At 74.4% G+C, this 17,314-nt stretch carries 14 protein-coding genes; 5 read left to right on the plus strand and 9 right to left on the minus strand.

The genetic code is table 11. The annotated features are described in order from the left end of the window. Positions 1-105: 105 nt before the first annotated feature. Positions 106-1,311 (minus strand): SWIM zinc finger family protein, encoded by a 1,206-nt coding sequence (locus ACIA6C_RS00745; RefSeq protein ID WP_399271929.1) that lies wholly within the window; start codon positions 1,309-1,311, stop codon positions 106-108. After that, entirely contained in the window at positions 1,308-4,220 is a 2,913-nt protein-coding gene (locus ACIA6C_RS00750) for a DEAD/DEAH box helicase (RefSeq protein WP_399274413.1), read from the minus strand. Before ACIA6C_RS00750 ends, ACIA6C_RS00745 begins: the two co-directional genes overlap by 4 nt. A gap of 391 nt (positions 4,221-4,611) precedes the next feature. Between ACIA6C_RS00750 and ACIA6C_RS00755 the strand changes: the two genes are divergently transcribed. Together ACIA6C_RS00755 and ACIA6C_RS00760 are read left to right on the plus strand one after the other, a co-directional pair. Further along, entirely contained in the window at positions 4,612-5,220 is a 609-nt protein-coding gene (locus tag ACIA6C_RS00755; protein WP_399271931.1) for a hypothetical protein, read from the plus strand. 273 nt (positions 5,221-5,493) lie between these two features. Then, positions 5,494-5,754, plus strand: coding sequence for a DUF6343 family protein (locus tag ACIA6C_RS00760; protein ID WP_399271933.1), 261 nt, complete (start codon positions 5,494-5,496; stop codon positions 5,752-5,754). Between the two features lie 257 nt (positions 5,755-6,011). Here ACIA6C_RS00760 and ACIA6C_RS00765 read toward each other — a convergent pair whose 3' ends face one another. The 4 genes from ACIA6C_RS00765 to rpsA all read right to left on the minus strand — a co-directional run bounded on the left by ACIA6C_RS00765 (position 6,012) and on the right by rpsA (position 9,938). After that, positions 6,012-6,344: a tetratricopeptide repeat protein gene (locus tag ACIA6C_RS00765; protein ID WP_329202110.1), complete on the minus strand. Its 333-nt coding sequence runs from the start codon at positions 6,342-6,344 to the stop codon at positions 6,012-6,014. A gap of 200 nt (positions 6,345-6,544) precedes the next feature. Beyond that, positions 6,545-7,153, minus strand: a complete 609-nt coding sequence (coaE, locus tag ACIA6C_RS00770) for a dephospho-CoA kinase (protein ID WP_399271935.1) — start codon at positions 7,151-7,153, stop codon at positions 6,545-6,547. Positions 7,154-7,250: 97 nt separating this feature from the next. Next, positions 7,251-8,189 (minus strand): PAC2 family protein, encoded by a 939-nt coding sequence (locus ACIA6C_RS00775; RefSeq protein WP_190182027.1) that lies wholly within the window; start codon positions 8,187-8,189, stop codon positions 7,251-7,253. Positions 8,190-8,420: 231 nt separating this feature from the next. Beyond that, entirely contained in the window at positions 8,421-9,938 is a 1,518-nt protein-coding gene (gene rpsA / locus ACIA6C_RS00780; RefSeq protein WP_361136097.1) for a 30S ribosomal protein S1, read from the minus strand. Positions 9,939-10,284: 346 nt separating this feature from the next. Between rpsA and ACIA6C_RS00785 the strand changes: the two genes are divergently transcribed. Both ACIA6C_RS00785 and ACIA6C_RS00790 read left to right on the plus strand, forming a co-directional pair. After that, positions 10,285-11,157, plus strand: a complete 873-nt coding sequence (locus ACIA6C_RS00785) for a class I SAM-dependent methyltransferase (protein WP_399271938.1) — start codon at positions 10,285-10,287, stop codon at positions 11,155-11,157. 4 nt (positions 11,158-11,161) lie between these two features. Continuing rightward, entirely contained in the window at positions 11,162-13,786 is a 2,625-nt protein-coding gene (locus tag ACIA6C_RS00790; protein WP_399271940.1) for an ATP-dependent RNA helicase, read from the plus strand. Here the strand turns inward: ACIA6C_RS00790 and ACIA6C_RS00795 are convergent. The 3 genes from ACIA6C_RS00795 to ACIA6C_RS00805 all read right to left on the minus strand — a co-directional run bounded on the left by ACIA6C_RS00795 (position 13,776) and on the right by ACIA6C_RS00805 (position 16,186). Next, a complete protein-coding gene (locus ACIA6C_RS00795; RefSeq protein WP_399271942.1) occupies positions 13,776-14,747 on the minus strand; it encodes a DUF3068 domain-containing protein in 972 nt (323 codons plus the stop codon). The two genes, ACIA6C_RS00790 and ACIA6C_RS00795, sit on opposite strands and share 11 nt — an antisense overlap. Before the next feature lie 13 nt (positions 14,748-14,760). Then, complete coding sequence (locus ACIA6C_RS00800) at positions 14,761-14,901, minus strand: SPW_0924 family protein (protein ID WP_361136085.1); 141 nt, start codon at positions 14,899-14,901, stop codon at positions 14,761-14,763. A 76-nt stretch (positions 14,902-14,977) separates the two neighbouring features. Then, positions 14,978-16,186, minus strand: coding sequence for a lytic transglycosylase domain-containing protein (locus tag ACIA6C_RS00805; protein ID WP_399271944.1), 1,209 nt, complete (start codon positions 16,184-16,186; stop codon positions 14,978-14,980). A 149-nt stretch (positions 16,187-16,335) separates the two neighbouring features. Between ACIA6C_RS00805 and ACIA6C_RS00810 the strand changes: the two genes are divergently transcribed. Beyond that, positions 16,336-17,298 carry a DUF4184 family protein gene (locus ACIA6C_RS00810; protein WP_399271947.1) on the plus strand — a complete coding sequence of 321 codons (963 nt, stop codon included), beginning with the start codon at positions 16,336-16,338 and terminating at the stop codon, positions 17,296-17,298. Positions 17,299-17,314: the final 16 nt, after the last annotated feature.

Raw genomic sequence — 17,314 nt, forward strand, 5'->3', positions numbered from 1 at the left:
GCCCATACGAGTTATAGAGCCGGTACGAATTTCACTCCATCGTGTACTGGGTAACACGCATTGAATGATCGCGGCATGGCTGACCTCGGCCTCGATAACGGGGGTTCAGCCGCGCAACGCGGCGACCGGATCCGTGGAGGGCGTGCCGGTCGGCCACCAGTCCTCCTCGTCCGACCTGGACTCGTACGCGTACCAGAGGCCCTGGCGGCCCAGCCGGAGCTGCCGGCTGCGGGTGCTGAGGCGGTTGCGGTCGGGCCGGAAGGAGCCGCAGCCCGCGGCGACGAGGGCGGGCCGGGCCCGGTCGAAGGGGCCGGCCGGCGGGTCCCAGGCCTCTTCGAGGACGACCAGGGCGGCCAGACCCCCCTGACGCCAGGCCGCCGCGCCCCGGGCGAGATCGGTGGTGGTGCGGCCGGTGGCCCGGGCCAGGTCGCGGTAGAGGGCGCGGGCGGCGCCGGTCAGTCCGGCCGTCGCGTGCGCGGAGGCCAGCCGGACGGCGTCCTGCCACACCGTGAATCCGGCGAGGGGGTCCTCACCGGTCCGCAGCAGGGCCAGCGCCCGCGCTGCGGCGTCCGAGGCGAGCTGGTCCAGCGCCAGCGGATCCGGTGCCGCGGGGTCCGACGGGTACGCGGGCGGCAGGCCCACGGCCCCGGGCGCCCGCTGCGGGGCCGGCAGCGGGGACAGGACGGTCCGGGCCAGCGCCGCGCGGGCCGGGACCCCGGGGAAGGCGGGCGCGGCATCGGGCCGTTCGCGCGCGGCATGGGCGGCACTGCGCCGGGCCAGCTCCGCCAGCAGTTCCCGCTCGCCCCGCCCGCGCAGGAGCAGCAGTACGAACGGGTCCTCGTCCAGGAGCCGGGCCGCCCGGTAGCAGAGTGCGGCGGCGTGCTTGCAGGGCGGTCGGCCCACATCAGGGCAGGAGCAGCGCGGGACGAGCTCCCCCGCGCCCGGCAGGACCGTGTCCGCCAGGGACTGCGGGACCTCGCCCTCCAGCAGCCCGGCCAGCGCCGCCGGATAGGCCGCCACACCCTCCAGCACCTCACGCCACTCGGGGTCCTCGAAGGCCGGCAGCGCCAGCTCGGTGCGGTACGGGCGGACCCGGCTGCCCCGGACGTACGCCACGATCCGGCCCGGGGTGATCGTCACCGCGTCGACATGGCCTTCGGCCGCGTACGCCCGCCCGCGCCCCAGCCGGGCCGCGTCCTGCGAGCGCTCCTCCAGCGCGGCCACCCAGGCGCGTCCCCACCAGGTCTGTGCCTCGGCGCCGGGCGGCACCGTCTCGAAGGTACGGCGGCGGTCGTCCCGTGCGGTGATCACATCGGCCTCCGCAGCGAAACGAGGTCGGCCAGTTCGCGGTCGGTCAGCTCGGTGAGCGCCGACTCCCCCGAGCCGAGGACGGCGTCGGCCAGCGCCCGCTTCGCCTCCAGCATCTCGGCGATCCGGTCCTCCACGGTGCCCTCGGCGATGATCCGGTGCACTTGCACCGGCTGGGTCTGCCCGATCCGGTAGGCACGATCGGTGGCCTGCTCCTCGACGGCCGGGTTCCACCAGCGGTCGTAGTGGATGACGTGCCCGGCCCGGGTCAGGTTCAGCCCGGTGCCCGCCGCCTTCAAGGAGAGCAGGAAGACGGGGACCTCGCCCGCCTGGAACCGATCGACCAACTGCTCGCGGGTGGCGACGGGGGTCCCTCCGTGCAGCAGCTGGTGGGAGATCCCCCGCGCGGCGAGGTGCCGCTCGATGATGCGGGCCATCGTCACGTACTGGGTGAACACCAGCACCGAGCCGCCCTCGGCCAGGATCGTGTCGAGCAGCTCGTCGAGCAGGGCCAGCTTCCCGGAGCGGTGCGCGAGGCGGGGCTGCGGGGTGGGCGTGCGGTGCTCGTGCGGGCCGTGCTCGTTCGGGTTGGGCCCGCTCAAGCCGGGCCTGCTCAAGCCGGGCCTGCTCAAGATGTGCCCGTTCGGGCCGTGCTCGTTCGGGCCGTGCTCGTTCAAATACTGCGCAGGGTGGTTGCAGATCTGCTTGAGCGACATCAGCAGCTTCATGATCATGCCGCGTCGTCGGATGCCCTCGCTCGACGCGATCACCGCCATCGCCTCGTCCACCGCGGCCTGGTACAGCGAGGCCTGCTCGCGCGTGAGGGACACCGGATGGTCGGTCTCGGTCTTCGGCGGCAGCTCCGGGGCGATGCCCGGGTCGGACTTCTTGCGGCGCAGCAGGAACGGGCGGACCAGGGCCGCCAGTCGGGCGACGGCCTCCTCGTTGCCGCCGTCCTCCTCGTTCTGGTGCTCCACCGGACGGGCGTGGCGGGCCCGGAACGTGGTCAGCGGGCCCAGCAGGCCCGGCGTGGTCCAGTCGAGCAGTGCCCACAGCTCGGACAGGTTGTTCTCCACCGGGGTGCCGGTCAGCGCCACCCTGGCCGGGGCCGGGATCGTGCGCAGCGCCTTCGCCGTCGCCGAGTGCGGGTTCTTGACGTGCTGCGCCTCGTCCGCGACGACCATGCCCCAGCTCTGCTCCGCCAGCTTGGCGGCGCTGGCGCGCATCGTCCCGTAGGTGGTCAGGACGAAACCGCCGTCCAGGCCCTCCAGGCTGCGGCCACCGCCGTGGAAGCGGCGCACCGGGGTGCCCGGGGCGAACTTCTCGATCTCCCGCTGCCAGTTCCCCAGCAGCGACGCCGGGCACACGACCAGGGTCGGTTCGGGGCGGTCCCGGTGCAGGTGCAGCGCGATCAGCGTGACGGTCTTGCCCAGGCCCATGTCGTCGGCGAGACAGGCGCCGAGGCCGAGGGAGGTCATCAGGTCCAGCCATGCCAGGCCCCGGGCCTGGTAGTCGCGCAAGGTCGCCTTCAACGCGGCGGGTTGGGGCAGGGCCGCCGGTTCCCCGGTCAGCCGGTCCCGCAGCGCGGCCAGCGCCCCCACCGGGACCGCTTCGACCGGCTCGCCGTCGACCTCGGCCGTCCCCGTCAGTACGGTGGCCAGCGCGTCGACCGGGTCCAGCAGCCCCAACTGCCGCTTGCGGGCCTTGCGCACCAGGCCCGGATCCACGCGCACCCACTGGTCGCGCAGCCGCACCACGGGCCGGTGGGCCTGCGCCAGCGCGTCCATCTCCCCCGGGGTGAGCCGGTCCCCGCCCAGCGCCAGCTCCCAGGAGAAGGCGAAGAGGTTCTCCGCGTCGAAGAACGCGGTGCCTTCGATCGCGGAGCCGGGCGCCGCCGACCGTACGACGGCGGTCGCGGACAGCGTACGGGCCAGCTCGCGCGGCCAGTGGACCGTGACCCCGGCCTCCGCCAGCCGGGCCGCGGCCACCCCCAGCAGGTCTTCCAGCTCCGGGTCGGAGAGGGACAGCACATCGGGGACGGGCTGGTCCAGCAGGCGCAGCAGCGGCGGCCACACCCGCGCGGCCCGGCGCAGCGCGAGCACGGCATCGATGCGGGCGCGCGGCCCGAACCCGGCGGCCGCCGCCCCCGCCCAGAGCTGCTCGGCATCCGTGACCAGCGTCGGATCGGCGAGGCTGTGCACCTGGACCACGGCGGCGCCGGCGCGGCGGGTGTCCTCGGGCTCGGCCTCGTCGAAGAGGCGGAAGGAGGACAGGTCGAGCCGCAGGGAGATCCCGACCCCGGTGTCCGCCCCGGCCGCCACCTGGGCGGCCCATTCCCGTATCCCGGGCACCTGCTGCGGTTCCCGCGCCGCGAACGGCCGCCCGGCGGCCACCGGCGCGGCCGGGGTGCGGGGCAGGCTGTCGGCGGCGGCGTCGAGGAAGGCCCGGACCAGGGCTTCCGGTTCGGGCAGCTGGAGCGGGCGGCGACCGGCGAGCGGGGTGGCGTACGCCTCGTAGGGCAGGGCGGAGGCGATCGCGCGCAGGTGGGCCACGTCGTCGGCGTCGAGCGGTCCGGCCCGCCAGGCGTCGACCCCGTCGGGGGTGACCCCCGGCAGCAGCCGCCCGCGCGCGACCAGGGCGAGCGCCTGCGCGGCGGCGGTGCCCCAGGCGCGGGTGGCGGGGTGGGCGGCCGGGCTGCGGGCCGCCCGCAGCAGCAGCGGCAGCGCGGCGCTGACCGACAGGCTGACGCAGGGGACGCCGCGGGTGCGCACGCCTTCGCCGTGCGGCCGGACCACATCGAGCGGGGCCGCCCTCCCGGCCTCGGGCAGCGGGTCCCCCTCTGGACTCCAGAAGGCCACCCGCCCCTGGCGCGGGACGGCCGCGGGCAGGAACACGGCGGCATGGCGCAGCAGCGCGTCCGGCGCTCCGGGCGACGGTGTCGGCGCGTGCGGATGTGCCGGCGGCTGCTTCGGCGCGTACGGCCGGGACGTCGCGGTGCCCACGGTGGCCCTCCCTTCCCCGGTGGCCGGACGGTTGGCGATCGGATACCTGCTGGTCGGATGCTTGACGATCGGATGCTTGGCGATCTGATGGCGGGCGGTCGGACGGTTCTCCTCTGCCGCCGAGTCTAGGTGGGCCCACTGACAACGCCCCCGACCTGCGCCTTTACCGATCCGGCCGGGGCCGTCGCCGCCCGCCTTCACGCTCCCGTGTCCCGATTCCGTCCCGGTCCGCGCCCCGCCGTCCTCACCGGGGTAGGAACCCCGCGACCGCCCACCGACCGGAAACGGGGACCAGCCGACCATGCTCCGACGCTTCACCACCGTCCTCGCGGCCGCCGCCACCGCGGCCGCCGCCCTCCTGCTCGCCGGCCCGGCCACCGCCTCGGCAGCCTCCGCGCCCGGCTTCCTCGACGGCACCGACCTGCCTGCGCACCCCTCCTCGCCGTGGCACGCCGGAAAGGTGACCAAGGGCCTGCCCGAGAGCGCGCCGTTCTGTCTGGAGGAGGGCCTCCCCGCCAAGGGCAGCTGGCACCGCGTCTTCGGCACCGACCACGACACCGGCGCCACACAGCTCTCCGTCCGCGCCTCCTCCGGCTCCGCGGCCGCCACCCTGGCCGCGTCCCTGGAACGCGAGGTCGCCGCCTGCGCCGCCGAGTGGCTGCGTACGACGCCCGGTGGCACCGCCTCCTGGCAGGACTACGGCAAGCTGCCCGTCGAGGAGGGAGCCCACGTCTACGGGGTCCACACCGCGATCCCGGACTCCGAACCCGGCGTGCACCTCTTCGGCATCGGCCGGGACGGCGCGACCGTCACCGTCGTGGCGTGGGGGCAGATGGGCACCCTTTCCGACGCGCCCGTGGCCGCCTTCAAGAAGACGACCGCGACGGCCGTGGACAAGCTGGACCCCTAGGGCTGTCCCGCAATCCCCCGCGGGCGCGCGGCGCCAGCTACGGCACCTCGCCGCGTTGTCGGGATCACCCGAATACGCCCAGTATGAGGACGACCCTCCGCCTTGCGATGCGCCGCATCTGACGCCGCGCGCTGATCCGCCGCGGATTACGGGACAGCCCTTAGGCCGTCTCTTCCGGACCTGTCCGCCCCGGGCCGCCGGTTCCGCCTCCCGCCGACGCGACCGTCGGTGGGACCATGGAGCTGAGGACTACGGTGATCAGAGGCGATGGCCATGCGTACCGGAAACGAGCCGGTGACCGCCCGCAGTCCGCTGCGGCTGCGGTTGTGGCTCAGTGTGTGGGGCCTGATCTGGGCCGCCGGCGGGGCGGCCCTGTTCTCGCTGGGTGAGCGCCCGGGGTGGGCGGCCGCCTGCGCCGTGGTCGCGGTGCTCGCGGCGGTGGACTCCCTCGTGGACGTCCACCACATCCGCCAGGGCCCGCACTACCAGCCCGGCCGGGACGTGCCGCCGTACGAGCCGCCGCACGTGCGCTGAGGCCCACGGAGCCCCGTACGAGCCGCCGCACGTGCGCTGAGGCCCACGGAGCCCCGTACGAGCCGCCGCACGTGCGCTGAAGGCCACAGAGCGCCGTACGAGCCGCCGCACGTGCGCCGAGGCCGGCGCAGCCGCCGGCTCAGCGGAGGCCGCCGCCTCAGGCGTGGCCACCGTCGCGCCCGGTCTCAGTCCTCGAAGCGCGCGGCGGCCAGGTACTCGGGCTGCGGGTCGAGCGCGGGCCACCGTCGCGCCCGGTCTCAGTCCTCGAAGCGCGCGGCGGCCAGGTACTCGGGCTGCGGGTCGAGCGCGGCGGCGAGCCGGAAGTGCTTGCGGGCCTGCGCGCGCCGCCCGGACCGCTCGTGGGTCCGGGCGAGCGCGAAGTGCGCGTAGGCGTTGTCCGGTTCGCGCTCCAGCACCAGCTCGAACTCCAGCGCCGCCGGGCGCAGTTGCGCGGCCGCGAAGAAGGCCCGGGCCCGCAGCAGCCGGGCCGCCGTGTTCTCGGGGTGGGCGGCTATCACCGAGTCGAGCAGCTTGACGGCGCCCCGCGGGTCACGGGCGGCCAGGAGCTGCTCGGCGGCCCGGAAGTCGATGACGTGCGTCTCCGGGCTGGCGGCGCCGGAGGCGCCGGACCCCGGACCCGGAGCTCCCGGGGAGCCGGGAGGGCCCGACTGGCCGGGCGGCCCCGAGGACGACGGCGGCTGCGACGGAGGCGTGGTGGCGGACACGTTGCTTTCCTTCCCTCTCCGGGCGCCTTCACGCCCCTTGCCGATGCCGCCCGGCCCCGCCCGCCTCAGGCGCCGGCCCGGGCGGCCCGGTCGGTCAGGGTCTCCCAGACCTTGCGGACCTGCGGTTCCAGAGCCTCCAGCGGCCCGTCGTTGTCGATCACCAAGGTCGCCACCGCCAACCGCTGCTCCCGCGTGGCCTGCGCCGCCATCCGGGCCCGCGCTTCCGCCTCGGCCATCCCCCGCAGCCCCGTCAGCCGCGCCAGCTGCGTCTGCGGCGCCGCGTCCACCACCACGACCAGGTCGTACAGCGGCGCGAGGCCGTTCTCCGCCAGCAGCGGCACGTCGTGCACCACGATCGCGTCGGCGCCCGCCGCGCTCTCCAGCTCCACGGACCGCGCCCCGACCAGGGGATGCACGATCGAGTTCAGTATCCGCAGTTTCTCCGGGTCGGAGAAGACGATCGCCCCCAGCTTCGGCCGGTCCAGCGCCCCGCCCTCGGTCAGCACCGATTCCCCGAACGCCGCCACGACGGCCGCGAGCCCGGGCGTCCCCGGCTCCACGACCTCCCGCGCGATGCGATCGGCGTCCACGATGACCGCCCCGTACCCCGCCAGCAGCCGCGACACTTCGCTCTTGCCGGCTCCGATTCCGCCCGTCAGGCCCACTTTCAGCATGTCCGGCAGCCTAGGGCCTGGCGTCGGCTTCCCGCCCGGCCCGCCGCCACTTCGACGACGGGCTCCGGACCGGGGCGCGGCCGCGGGCGGCGACGGCTCAGCCCTCGCCCTCGCGCTCCGCGAGGAACCGCTCGAACTCGCGCCCGAGCTCCTCCGCCGAGGGGATCTCTGCGGGCTCCGCGATCATGTTGCCGCGGCTCTCGGCCCCGGCAGCCGCGTCGTACTGGTGCTCCAGCCCCTGGACCAGCGCGACCAGTTCCTCGTCGCCCTCCCGGATCTGCCGGTCGATCTCCGTCTGCGTGCGGTGCGCCTCGGTGCGCAGGGCGTGCGCCACGGCCGGCAGGACGAGGCCCGTCGCCGCGGTGATCGCCTCCAGGACCGTCAGCGCCGCGTCCGGGTACGGGGAGCGGGCCACGTAGTGCGGGACGTGCGCCGCGACGCCGAGCACGTCGTGCCCGGCCTGGCCCAGCCTGAACTCGACCAGCGACTCCGCGCTGCCCGGCACCTGCGCCTCGTCGAACGGGCTGCGGTGCCCCGGCATCAGGTCGGTCCGGTTGCCGTGCGGGGTGATGCCGACGGGACGGGTGTGCGGGACGCCCATCGGGATGCCATGGAAGTTGACCGAGAGCCGCACGCCCAGGCGCTCGACGATCTGCCGTACGGCGATGGCGAAGCGCTCCCACTCGACATCGGGCTCGGGGCCGGACAGCAGCAGGAACGGCGCGCCGGTGGCGTCCTGTACGAGGCGCACCTCCAGCTTCGGCTCCTCGAAGTCCGTCCAGTGGTCGCGCTGGAACGTCAGCAGCGGGCGCCGGGCCCGGTAGTCCACGAGCCGGTCCGCGTCGAAGCGGGCGACGACCTGGTGGGGCAGGGTGTCCAGGAGCCGCTCGACGATCTGCTCACCGGCCTCGCCGGCGTCGATGTACCCCTCGAGGTGGTAGAGCATGACCAGCCCGGCCGAATCCTGGGCAAGCGCCAGGTCGGCCACCGCCAGGCCCTTGGCGTCCCATTCGTACAAACCCTGTGGATCAAGCACCGCCACCACTCCTCCTCGCCGCGTTCTCCTCAAGAACGCCCAAGGTGGCGCCACCATTCCCCAGTTGACGGCTTTCCCGGTGATCGGTCCGGCCGGGGCGGGCGGCGGTCCGGCCGGGGCGGGCGGCGGGCCCCCGAACGCGGTAAGGCCCGCCCCCCGAAGGGGACGGGCCTTACCGTTCAGCTCAGCTCACTCCCGCGCCGGGGCGCGGAGCGTGACGCGCTGCTGCGATCAGCTCTGGCCGCCGGCCAGCTTCTCGCGGAGCGCGGCGAGGGCCTCGTCCGACGCCAGGGCGCCGGAGGTCTCGTCCGAGCCCTCGGAGGAGTAGGAGCCACCCGAGATGTTGCCCGCACCGGCGTTGCCACCGGCGGCCGGGGCGGCAGCGCCCTCGGCAGCAGCGGCCTCGTCGGCCTCGCGGCTCTTGATGACCTGCGCCTGGTGCTGCTCGAAGCGGACCTGCGCCTCGGCGTACTGGCGCTCCCACGTCTCGCGCTGGGTCTCGTAGCCCTCGAGCCAGTCGTTGGTCTCGGGGTCGAAGCCCTCGGGGTAGATGTAGTTGCCCTGGTCGTCGTAGGACGCGGCCATGCCGTACAGGGTCGGGTCGAACTCGACCGACGCCGGGTCGGCACCGAAGGACTCGTTGGCCTGCTTGAGGGACAGCGAGATCCGGCGACGCTCGAGGTCGATGTCGATGACCTTGACGAAGATCTCGTCGTTGACCTGGACGACCTGCTCCGGGATCTCCACGTGGCGCTCGGCCAGCTCGGAGATGTGGACCAGACCCTCGATGCCCTCGTCCACGCGGACGAACGCACCGAACGGAACCAGCTTGGTGACCTTACCCGGGACGACCTGGCCGATCTGGTGGGTCCGGGCGAACTGCTGCCACGGGTCTTCCTGCGTCGCCTTCAGCGACAGGGAGACGCGCTCGCGGTCCATGTCGACGTCGAGGACCTCGACGGTGACTTCCTGGCCGACCTCGACAACCTCGGAGGGGTGGTCGATGTGCTTCCAGGACAGCTCGGAGACGTGGACGAGACCGTCGACGCCACCCAGGTCCACGAAGGCACCGAAGTTGACGATCGAGGAAACGACGCCGGAGCGGACCTGACCCTTCTGCAGGGTGGTGAGGAACGTCTGGCGAACCTCGGACTGGGTCTGCTCGAGCCAGGCACGGCGGGACAGGACCACGTTGTTGCGGTTCTTGTCCAGCTCGATGATCTTCGCCTCGAGCTCCTTGCCCACGTAGGGCTGGAGGTCGCGGACGCGACGCATCTCGACGAGAGAGGCCGGCAGGAAGCCGCGGAGGCCGATGTCGAGGATGAGACCACCCTTGACGACCTCGATGACGGTACCGGTGACGATGCCGTCTTCTTCCTTGATCTTCTCGATCGTGCCCCAGGCACGCTCGTACTGAGCGCGCTTCTTGGACAGGATCAGACGGCCTTCCTTGTCCTCCTTCTGGAGAACCAGGGCCTCGATCTCGTCGCCGACCTTGACGACCTCGTTCGGGTCGACGTCGTGCTTGATCGAGAGCTCGCGGCTCGGGATCACGCCTTCGGTCTTGTAACCGATGTCGAGCAGGACCTCGTCCCGGTCGACCTTCACGATGACGCCGTCGACGATGTCGCCGTCGTTGAAGTACTTGATCGTCTCGTCGATCGCGGCCAGGAAGGCTTCCGCGTTACCGATGTCGTTGACCGCTACCTGCGGAGGGGTGGTGGCGGTGGTCTCGGTGCTGCTCGTCATGTGGGAAAGGGCTCCGGTTACGGACAGAAAGTCGTAGGTACTGCTACGCCGGGAGCCCTTATCGGCATCTGCCGAAGAAGCCGGACAGCCAAGGAAGCCCCTGATCCGCAGAAGCGGGGAGGAGCCTCGAAAACCGAGGGGACATCAACAGATGCAAGCGCAGCCTGCTAGGTCTGAGGAGCACAGGCTCGCAGCGCAACTTGTAGCATACGGGGGCAGCCGGACACGGTCAATGCGCGAAGGCGCACACCCCGGGCGGATCGCCGCATTACCGGCACAAATCACGGGCGGGGAAGGCCTGGTGGCTTCCGCCCCCGACTTCTCGCAGACTACGACGACGGGCCCCATGAACCAAGAGGACTACCTCCCCGAAGACGCGTTCGAAATCCCCGAGCCGGGCGGTGACACCGGCGGGGCCGACGACGGCGACGACGCCGAGGCCACCCGGCGCGAGGCCGGCGAAGCCGAGAGCAGCCGGGCGAGCCGGGGCTGGTGGGACCGCAACGCCGACGAGTACCAGAGCGAGCACGGCGCGTTCCTCGGCGACGACCGCTTCGTCTGGGGACCCGAGGGCCTGGACGAGGCGGAGGCGGCCCTCCTGGGCCCCGCCGCCTCCCTCGCCGGCAAGGACGTCCTGGAGATCGGCGCCGGCGCCGCCCAGTGCTCGCGCTGGCTGGCCGCCAGGGGCGCCCGTCCGGTCGCCCTCGACCTCTCGCACCGCCAGCTCCAGCACGCCCTGCGCATCGGCGATGACGTTCCGCTCGTGGAGGCCGACGCCGGCCGGCTGCCCTTCCGCGACGCCTCCTTCGACCTGGCCTGCTCCGCCTACGGCGCCGTCCCCTTCGTCGCCGACCCCGTGAACGTCATGCGCGAGGTCCACCGCGTGCTGCGCCCCGGCGGGCGCTGGGTGTTCTCCGTCACCCACCCCATCCGCTGGGCGTTCCCCGACGAGCCGGGCCCGGAGGGGCTGTCCGTCGCCGCCTCCTACTTCGACCGGACCCCGTACGTCGAGCAGGACGAGCAGGGCCGCGCCGTGTACGTCGAGCACCACCGCACCCTCGGGGACCGCGTCCGGGACGTGGTCGCGGGCGGGTTCCGCCTGGTGGACCTGGTCGAGCCGGAGTGGCCCGCCTGGAACAGCCAGGAATGGGGCGGCTGGTCCCCGCTGCGCGGCAACCTGATCCCCGGCACCGCGATCTTCGTGTGCGAGAGGGACTGAGCCCTTGATCCGCACCGCCGACCTCGACGCCCTCCCCGTGCGGGAGGCCGTGCCCGCCCTCGTCTCGGCGCTGGACGCGCACGGCGCCGCCGTGCTGTGCGCCCCGCCCGGGACCGGCAAGACCACGCTGGTGCCGCTGGTGCTGGCGGGGCTGCTGGGGGTCGGTGAGCGGCGCCGGGTCGTGGTGGCCGAGCCCCGGCGGATCGCCGCCCGGGCGGCGGCGCGGCGGATGGCGTGGCTGCTGGGCGAAGCCGTCGGCGAGTCGGTCAGCTTCACGGTGCGCGGGGAGCGGGTGGCCGGCCCCCGCACGGCGGTGGAGGTGGTGACCACCGGCGTGCTGCTCCAGCGGCTCCAGCGGGACCAGGAGCTGGCCGGCGTGGACGTGGTGGTCCTGGACGAGTGCCACGAGCGGCACCTCGACGCGGACACCGTCGCCGCCTTCCTCCTGGACGTCCGCGAGACCCTGCGCCCGGAGCTGCGCCTGGTGGCGGCCTCCGCGACGACCGACGCGGCCGGCTGGGCGCGGCTGCTGGGCGACGCGCCGGTGGTGCAGGCGCGGGGCGTCTCGTACCCGGTGGAAGTGGTGTGGGCGCCTCCGGCCCGCCCGGTGCGGCCGCCGCAGGGCATGCGGGTGGACCCGGCGCAGCTGGCGCACGTGGCCTCGGTGGTGCGGCGGGCGCTGGCGGAACGTTCCGGCGACGTGCTCTGCTTCCTGCCCGGCGTCGGTGAGATGGCCCGGGTCGCCGGGCAGCTGGGCGGCGTGGACGCGCAGGTGCTCCAGGTCCACGGCCGGGCGCCGGCCGCCGTGCAGGACGCGGTACTGACGGCCGCGGCGCACCGCCGGGTGATCCTGGCGACGGCGGTCGCGGAGTCGAGCCTGACGGTGCCGGGCGTACGGGTGGTCGTGGACTCGGGACTGGCCCGCGAACCCCGGATGGACCACGCGCGGGGTCTGGGCGCGCTGGTGACCGTACGGGCGTCCCGCGCGGCGGGCCGTCAGCGGGCCGGGCGGGCCGGGCGCGAGGCGCCCGGGGCGGTGTACCGCTGCTGGTCGGAGGCGGAGGACTCCCGGCTGACGGCGTACCCGTCGGCGGAGATCCGCATCGCGGACCTGGCGGCGTTCGCGCTCCAGGCCGCCTGCTGGGGTGATCCCGACGCGTCCGGGCTGGCGTTGCTGGACCCGCCGCCCGCCGGGGCGATGGCCGCCGCGCGGGAGGTCCTGGCGGCGGTCGGCGCGGTGGACGGCGCCGGGCGGCCGACCCCGCGCGGGCGGCGGATGGCCGGGCTGGGGCTGCACCCGCGCCTGGCCCGGGCCCTGCTGGACGGCGCGGCGGCGCTGGGCGCCCGGCGGGCCGCGCAGCTGGTGGCCCTGCTGAGCGAGGAGCCTCCGCGGGAGTACGGGGACGATCTGGCGGCCGCCTGGCGGGCCGCGCGCCACGGCTCGGACGGCTACGCGCCCCGCTGGCGGACGGAGGCCAGGCGTCTGGAACGCGCTCTGGGCGACCCCGCGGGCCCTTCCGCCCCGCTCCTGCCCGAAACCGGGACGGCGCCCGGGACCGCTTCCGGGGCTCCGCCCCGCGACCCTCGCGCCTCGAACCCCGGCGCGTCCGGGGCTCCGGGTCCGGGGCGGAGCCCCGGCCCCCTCCCCGACCACGCCGCCGCCGGGCTCGTCGCCGCCCTCGCGTTCCCGGAGCGGGTGGCGAAGGCCAAGGGCGGCGGAGCCTTCCTCATGGCCGGCGGCACGGCGGCCGAGGTCGGGGACGGCTCGCCGCTGCACGGCGCGCCCTGGCTGGCGGTGGCCGTCGCCGACCGGTCCTCGCACTCCGCTTCCGCACGGGTCCGCCTCGCCGCGGTCCTCGACGAGGACACGGCCCGGGCCGCCGCCGCACACCTGCTGACCTCCGGGGAGGAGGTCCGATGGGAGGACGGCGACGTGGTGGCCCGGGCGGCGCAGCGGCTCGGGGCGATCGAGCTGGTCACCCGGCCCCTGCGCGACCCCGACCCCGCTCTGGTCCGGGACGCCCTCCTCGACGGGCTGCGCACCGAGGGCGTCGGCCTGCTGCGCTGGTCCCAGGACGCGCGGGCGCTACGGGCCCGGCTGGGCTTCCTGCACCACACGCTGGGCGGCGCGTGGCCCGACGTGACGGACGACGCGGCGCTGCTGGAGCGGGCCGACGACTGGCTGGAGCCGGAGCTGTCGCGCGCCCGGCGCCGCGCCGACCTGGGCCGGATCGACGCGGGCCAGGCCCTGAACCGGCTGCTGCCGTGGGCCACCGGTGAGGCGGCCCGGCTCGACGAACTGGCCCCGGAGCGCCTGGAGGTGCCCAGCGGTTCGCGGATCCGCCTCGACTACACCGCGGAGCACGGGCAGCCCGTGCTCGCCGTGAAGCTCCAGGAGCTGTTCGGGCTGGGCGAGACCCCGCGGGTCGCGGGGGTTCCCGTGCTCGTCCACCTCCTGTCGCCGGCCGGGCGGCCCGCCGCCGTCACGGCCGACCTCGCCTCCTTCTGGCAGGGCGGCTACCGCGCCGTCCGCGCCGAGCTGCGCGGCCGCTACCCGAAGCACCCCTGGCCGGAGGATCCCGCGACCGCCGAGCCGACCCGGCACACCAACGCCCGGCTCAGGCGGTGAGTTCCGCGTCGCGGCGCCGGCCGCGCGCCTCCAGCCACAGGGCGAGCGCGAGGAAGGCGAGCGCGCCGACCGCCAGCCCGAGGGGGGCGTAGGTGTGCAGGGCGAGGACCTTCACGCGGTTCGACCGCACCAGGTCCACGGTGTACGCGGAGTAGTCCGGGCGGATCTTCACGTCCCCGGCGAAGACGGTCAGCCTGCCGTCGGGGGCGCCGGCCGCGATCCCGCCGCGCATCTCCTGCCGGATCTGCTGCTCGGCGTTGACGGGCGCGCCGGTCACCGGGTCCACCCAGAACATGGCCTTGACCGTGTACCAGAGGCTGGTGCCGGTGCTCTCCTCGAACGTCTTGGGGTCGATGCCCTCGATCGGCATCTTCTTCGGCAGCGGGACCTTCGTCCAGGGGACGGTCTGCTCGAAGTAGTAGACGTCCATGCCCTTGAACGTGCGCGGGCCGACGTAGTGGATGGGTGAGGAGCTGCGCGTCTGGGCGTCAAAGTAGAGGTAGTCGCGCGGCTCGGTGAAGAACGGCCACTTGAACTCGATGCCCTCGCGCCTGACCGGGTCCCCGTCGACCATCTCGCCGGTGGCGTGCACCGGGTCCTGGGTGTGGGCGTCGAAGACGTACCGCTCGGGGATCTGGGAGACCATCTTGCCGTCGGGGCCCATGATGTAGGAGAGCGTGTCCCAGACGACGACGTCCTTGCCGGCGCTCGCCTCGATCTGCTTCGACGCCTCGACGTTGCCCTTGAGGGTCTGGACGATCGTGACCTTGTCGACCTTCGCGGGCTGCATGCCGGCGGTGTAGTCGAGCAGGGTCGCGTCCTTCGCCTCCAGGACCATCTCCTGGTACTGGTTCGGCGGGATCTTGGCGAGTCGGGGGTACGCGTACCAGCGCAGCAGCGGTGCGAGGGCTGCGCAGAACACGGCTACGGCAAGCAGGACGAGGCTCGCTCTGCGTCGCACGGCCGGCCCTCCTCTACTTTCCGGGCGCGGGGGGCGCGGTGGTGAGCAGGGGTTTGGGAGAGGTCGTGCCTTCGGGCACCCCGAGCGCCGTGACGGCGAAGACGAGGGCCAGCGCGGCGGCCAGCCCGATGGCGGCGGCGAGGAGTGCGCGCATACGGGGCCTCCGGATCTGATGGGGTGTCAGGGAGGGGGCACCGTAGCAACGCCGGGCGGAGATGAGAACCGTTCGACTAGGGGCTTTCGGAGCGGCTCGGGGTGGGGGTGGAGCCGGCCTTCGCGGTGGGGGTGGGGGACGCCTTCGGGGTGGTGGACGTCTTCGGGGTCGGGGTGGGCTTCGGGCTGGGCGTGGGGGTCGGCGTCGGGGTGGGCTTCGGGCTGGGCGTGGGGGTCGGCGTCGGGGTGGGGGTCGGCGTGGGAGTCGGGGTGGGGGTCGGCGTGGGAGTCGGGCTGGGGGTCGGGGTGGGGGTCGGCGTGGGAGTCGGGCTGGGGGTCGGGGTGGGGGTCGGCGTCGGGGTGGGGGTGGGCGTGGGCGTCGGCTTGGGTTCCGGCGTCGCGGGCGTCCCCGGGCCCGTGCCGCCCTCGTCCGGGACCTCTCGCGTCCCGTCCAGGTAGTACGCGAACCAGGACCGCACCGTCCTCAGGTACTCCCCTGACTGGTTGTACGACAGCACCGCACGGTCCAGGTCGGCGCCCACCCGCAGGTCACGGCTGCCCGCGCACAGGTAGCGCCCGGCGGCCAGCGCCGCGTCGTACACGTTGTTCGGGTCCCGCCGGCCGTCGCCGTTGCCGTCCTGGCCCCACACCGCCCACGTCGAGGGGATGAACTGCATCGGCCCGACGGCCCGGTCGTAGCGTGCGTCGCCGTCGTACGCGCCCCCGTCGGTGTCATTGATGCTCGCGAAGCCGTTGCCGTCGAGCACGGGGCCGAGGATCGGTCGCAGGGTGGTGCCTTCGGCGTCCACCCGGCCTCCCCCCGCCTGACCCGATTCGACCTTGCCGATCGCCGCGAGCAGCTGCCAGGGCAGTCCGCACCCGGGGTCGGTGTCCGCGATCCTCCGTTCGGCGCGCCGGTACGCCGCGAGCACGCTCGCCGGGATCCCCCGCGCGCCCTCGGCCCCGCCCATGGCCACCGTCCCGGTGTGCACCTCCCCGGCCTGCCCCGTGGGCGCAGGCGGTGCGGGGACGCCGGCGGCCGGCTGCGCCTCGGGCTGCTGCGGCCCGGCGGGCGGCGGGAGTTCGGTGGAGTAGGCGGAGTCCCCGCCCTGGCCCGCGGCCGAGGAGCTGCCGGGGCCCTCCCCGGCGGTGACGGGCGGCCGTTCCTCGCTGCCGGAGGCCGGTCCCTGGGAGGCGGTCACCGCGGCCACCACCAGAGCGCAGACCAATGCGGCGGCCCCGCCCCTGCGCAGCCGACCGAACCCGGCCGGTATTCGTCCCCGCATCAGCCCGACTCCTCCCCGTCGACGTCCGCGTGACCCTACGTCAACTGCCTGCACAAGGCACGTACAGGAGGCGGGACTTCACCATTCCCCCACCTCCTGTGCAGGTCCCGCATACTGTCCCGGACCGTCCGCGCACGAGAAGGGGCACCATGCCGTTCACCCTCAGCCATGCGGCGGCCGTACTCCCGGCCGTACGACGGACCGGGCGGGCCCGCGGTCCGCTGGTCGCCTCCGCGCTGGTCCTGGGTTCGTTCGCCCCGGACACGTTCTACTTCCTGGACGCGGTGGTGGAGGGCGTGATGGGCTACGGCGACTTCACCCACTCCCTCCTCGGGGTGGTGACGGTCGACGCCGCGCTGACCGCCGCACTGGCCGCCTGCTGGGTGCTCGTGCGCGAGCCTCTGATCGCCCTGCTGCCGGCGGCCTGGCGGGGCAGGGCGTACTCCTTGCTGCGGGGTGAGGACTGGCGCGCGAGCCGCCGGCCGGCCGCGCTCGCGCTCTGGTTCTGCCTTTCGGCGGTGCTCGGCTCCTTGACGCACGTGGTGTGGGACAGCTTCACGCACCTCGACCGGTGGGGGACCGACGCGCTGCCCCGGCTGGGCGAGCCGCTCGCCTTCGGCCTGCCCCTCTACTCCTACCTCCAGTACGGCAGTTCGGCGCTGGCCGCCTGCGTCCTGCTGTGGTTCACGGTGACGGCCCTGCGCCGCCTGCCGGTCGTGCCCGCTCCGCGGTCCGTGCCGTCGCTGGGGCGGGCGGAGGCGTGGTGCGCGGCCGGGCTGCTGGCGGTGTGCGTCGGGGTGGGGGTCACGATGCGAGTGCTGCGCTACTTCACGTTCTTCGACCGCGTCCGTACGCCCCTCGACATCATCCCGACCGTCTGTTTCGGCGCGGGCGGCGGCCTGCTGGTGGCGCTGCTGCTCTACGGGGCCCTGGTGCGGCTGCGCCACCGCGGCGGCGGGCGGCGGGGCGGTGACGGGCGGGACAGTGACGAGCGGGACATTGACCGACGGGACGGCGACGGGCGGGACGGCGACGGCCGGGGCAGTGACGCACCGGCCGGAGACGGCCGGGGAAGCGAGGAGGAGACGCGGACGCCCGTCCCCACCGCGTAGCGGGGACGGGCGCCGG

The sequence above is a fragment of the Streptomyces sp. NPDC051578 genome (genome assembly GCF_044454045.1).
Lineage (GTDB): Bacteria > Actinomycetota > Actinomycetes > Streptomycetales > Streptomycetaceae > Streptomyces.

Bases quoted from the DNA above. Each gene is read 5' to 3' on its own strand.
- ACIA6C_RS00755 (WP_399271931.1), top strand. From the start codon at position 4,612: ATGCTCCGACGCTTCACCACCGTCCTCGCGGCCGCCGCCACCGCGGCC.
- ACIA6C_RS00760 (WP_399271933.1), top strand. From the start codon at position 5,494: ATGCGTACCGGAAACGAGCCGGTGACCGCCCGCAGTCCGCTGCGGCTG.
- coaE (WP_399271935.1), bottom strand. From the start codon at position 7,153: ATGCTGAAAGTGGGCCTGACGGGCGGAATCGGAGCCGGCAAGAGCGAA.
- rpsA (WP_361136097.1), bottom strand. From the start codon at position 9,938: ATGACGAGCAGCACCGAGACCACCGCCACCACCCCTCCGCAGGTAGCG.
- ACIA6C_RS00785 (WP_399271938.1), top strand. From the start codon at position 10,285: ATGAACCAAGAGGACTACCTCCCCGAAGACGCGTTCGAAATCCCCGAG.
- ACIA6C_RS00800 (WP_361136085.1), bottom strand. From the start codon at position 14,901: ATGCGCGCACTCCTCGCCGCCGCCATCGGGCTGGCCGCCGCGCTGGCC.
- ACIA6C_RS00805 (WP_399271944.1), bottom strand. From the start codon at position 16,186: ATGCGGGGACGAATACCGGCCGGGTTCGGTCGGCTGCGCAGGGGCGGG.
- ACIA6C_RS00810 (WP_399271947.1), top strand. From the start codon at position 16,336: ATGCCGTTCACCCTCAGCCATGCGGCGGCCGTACTCCCGGCCGTACGA.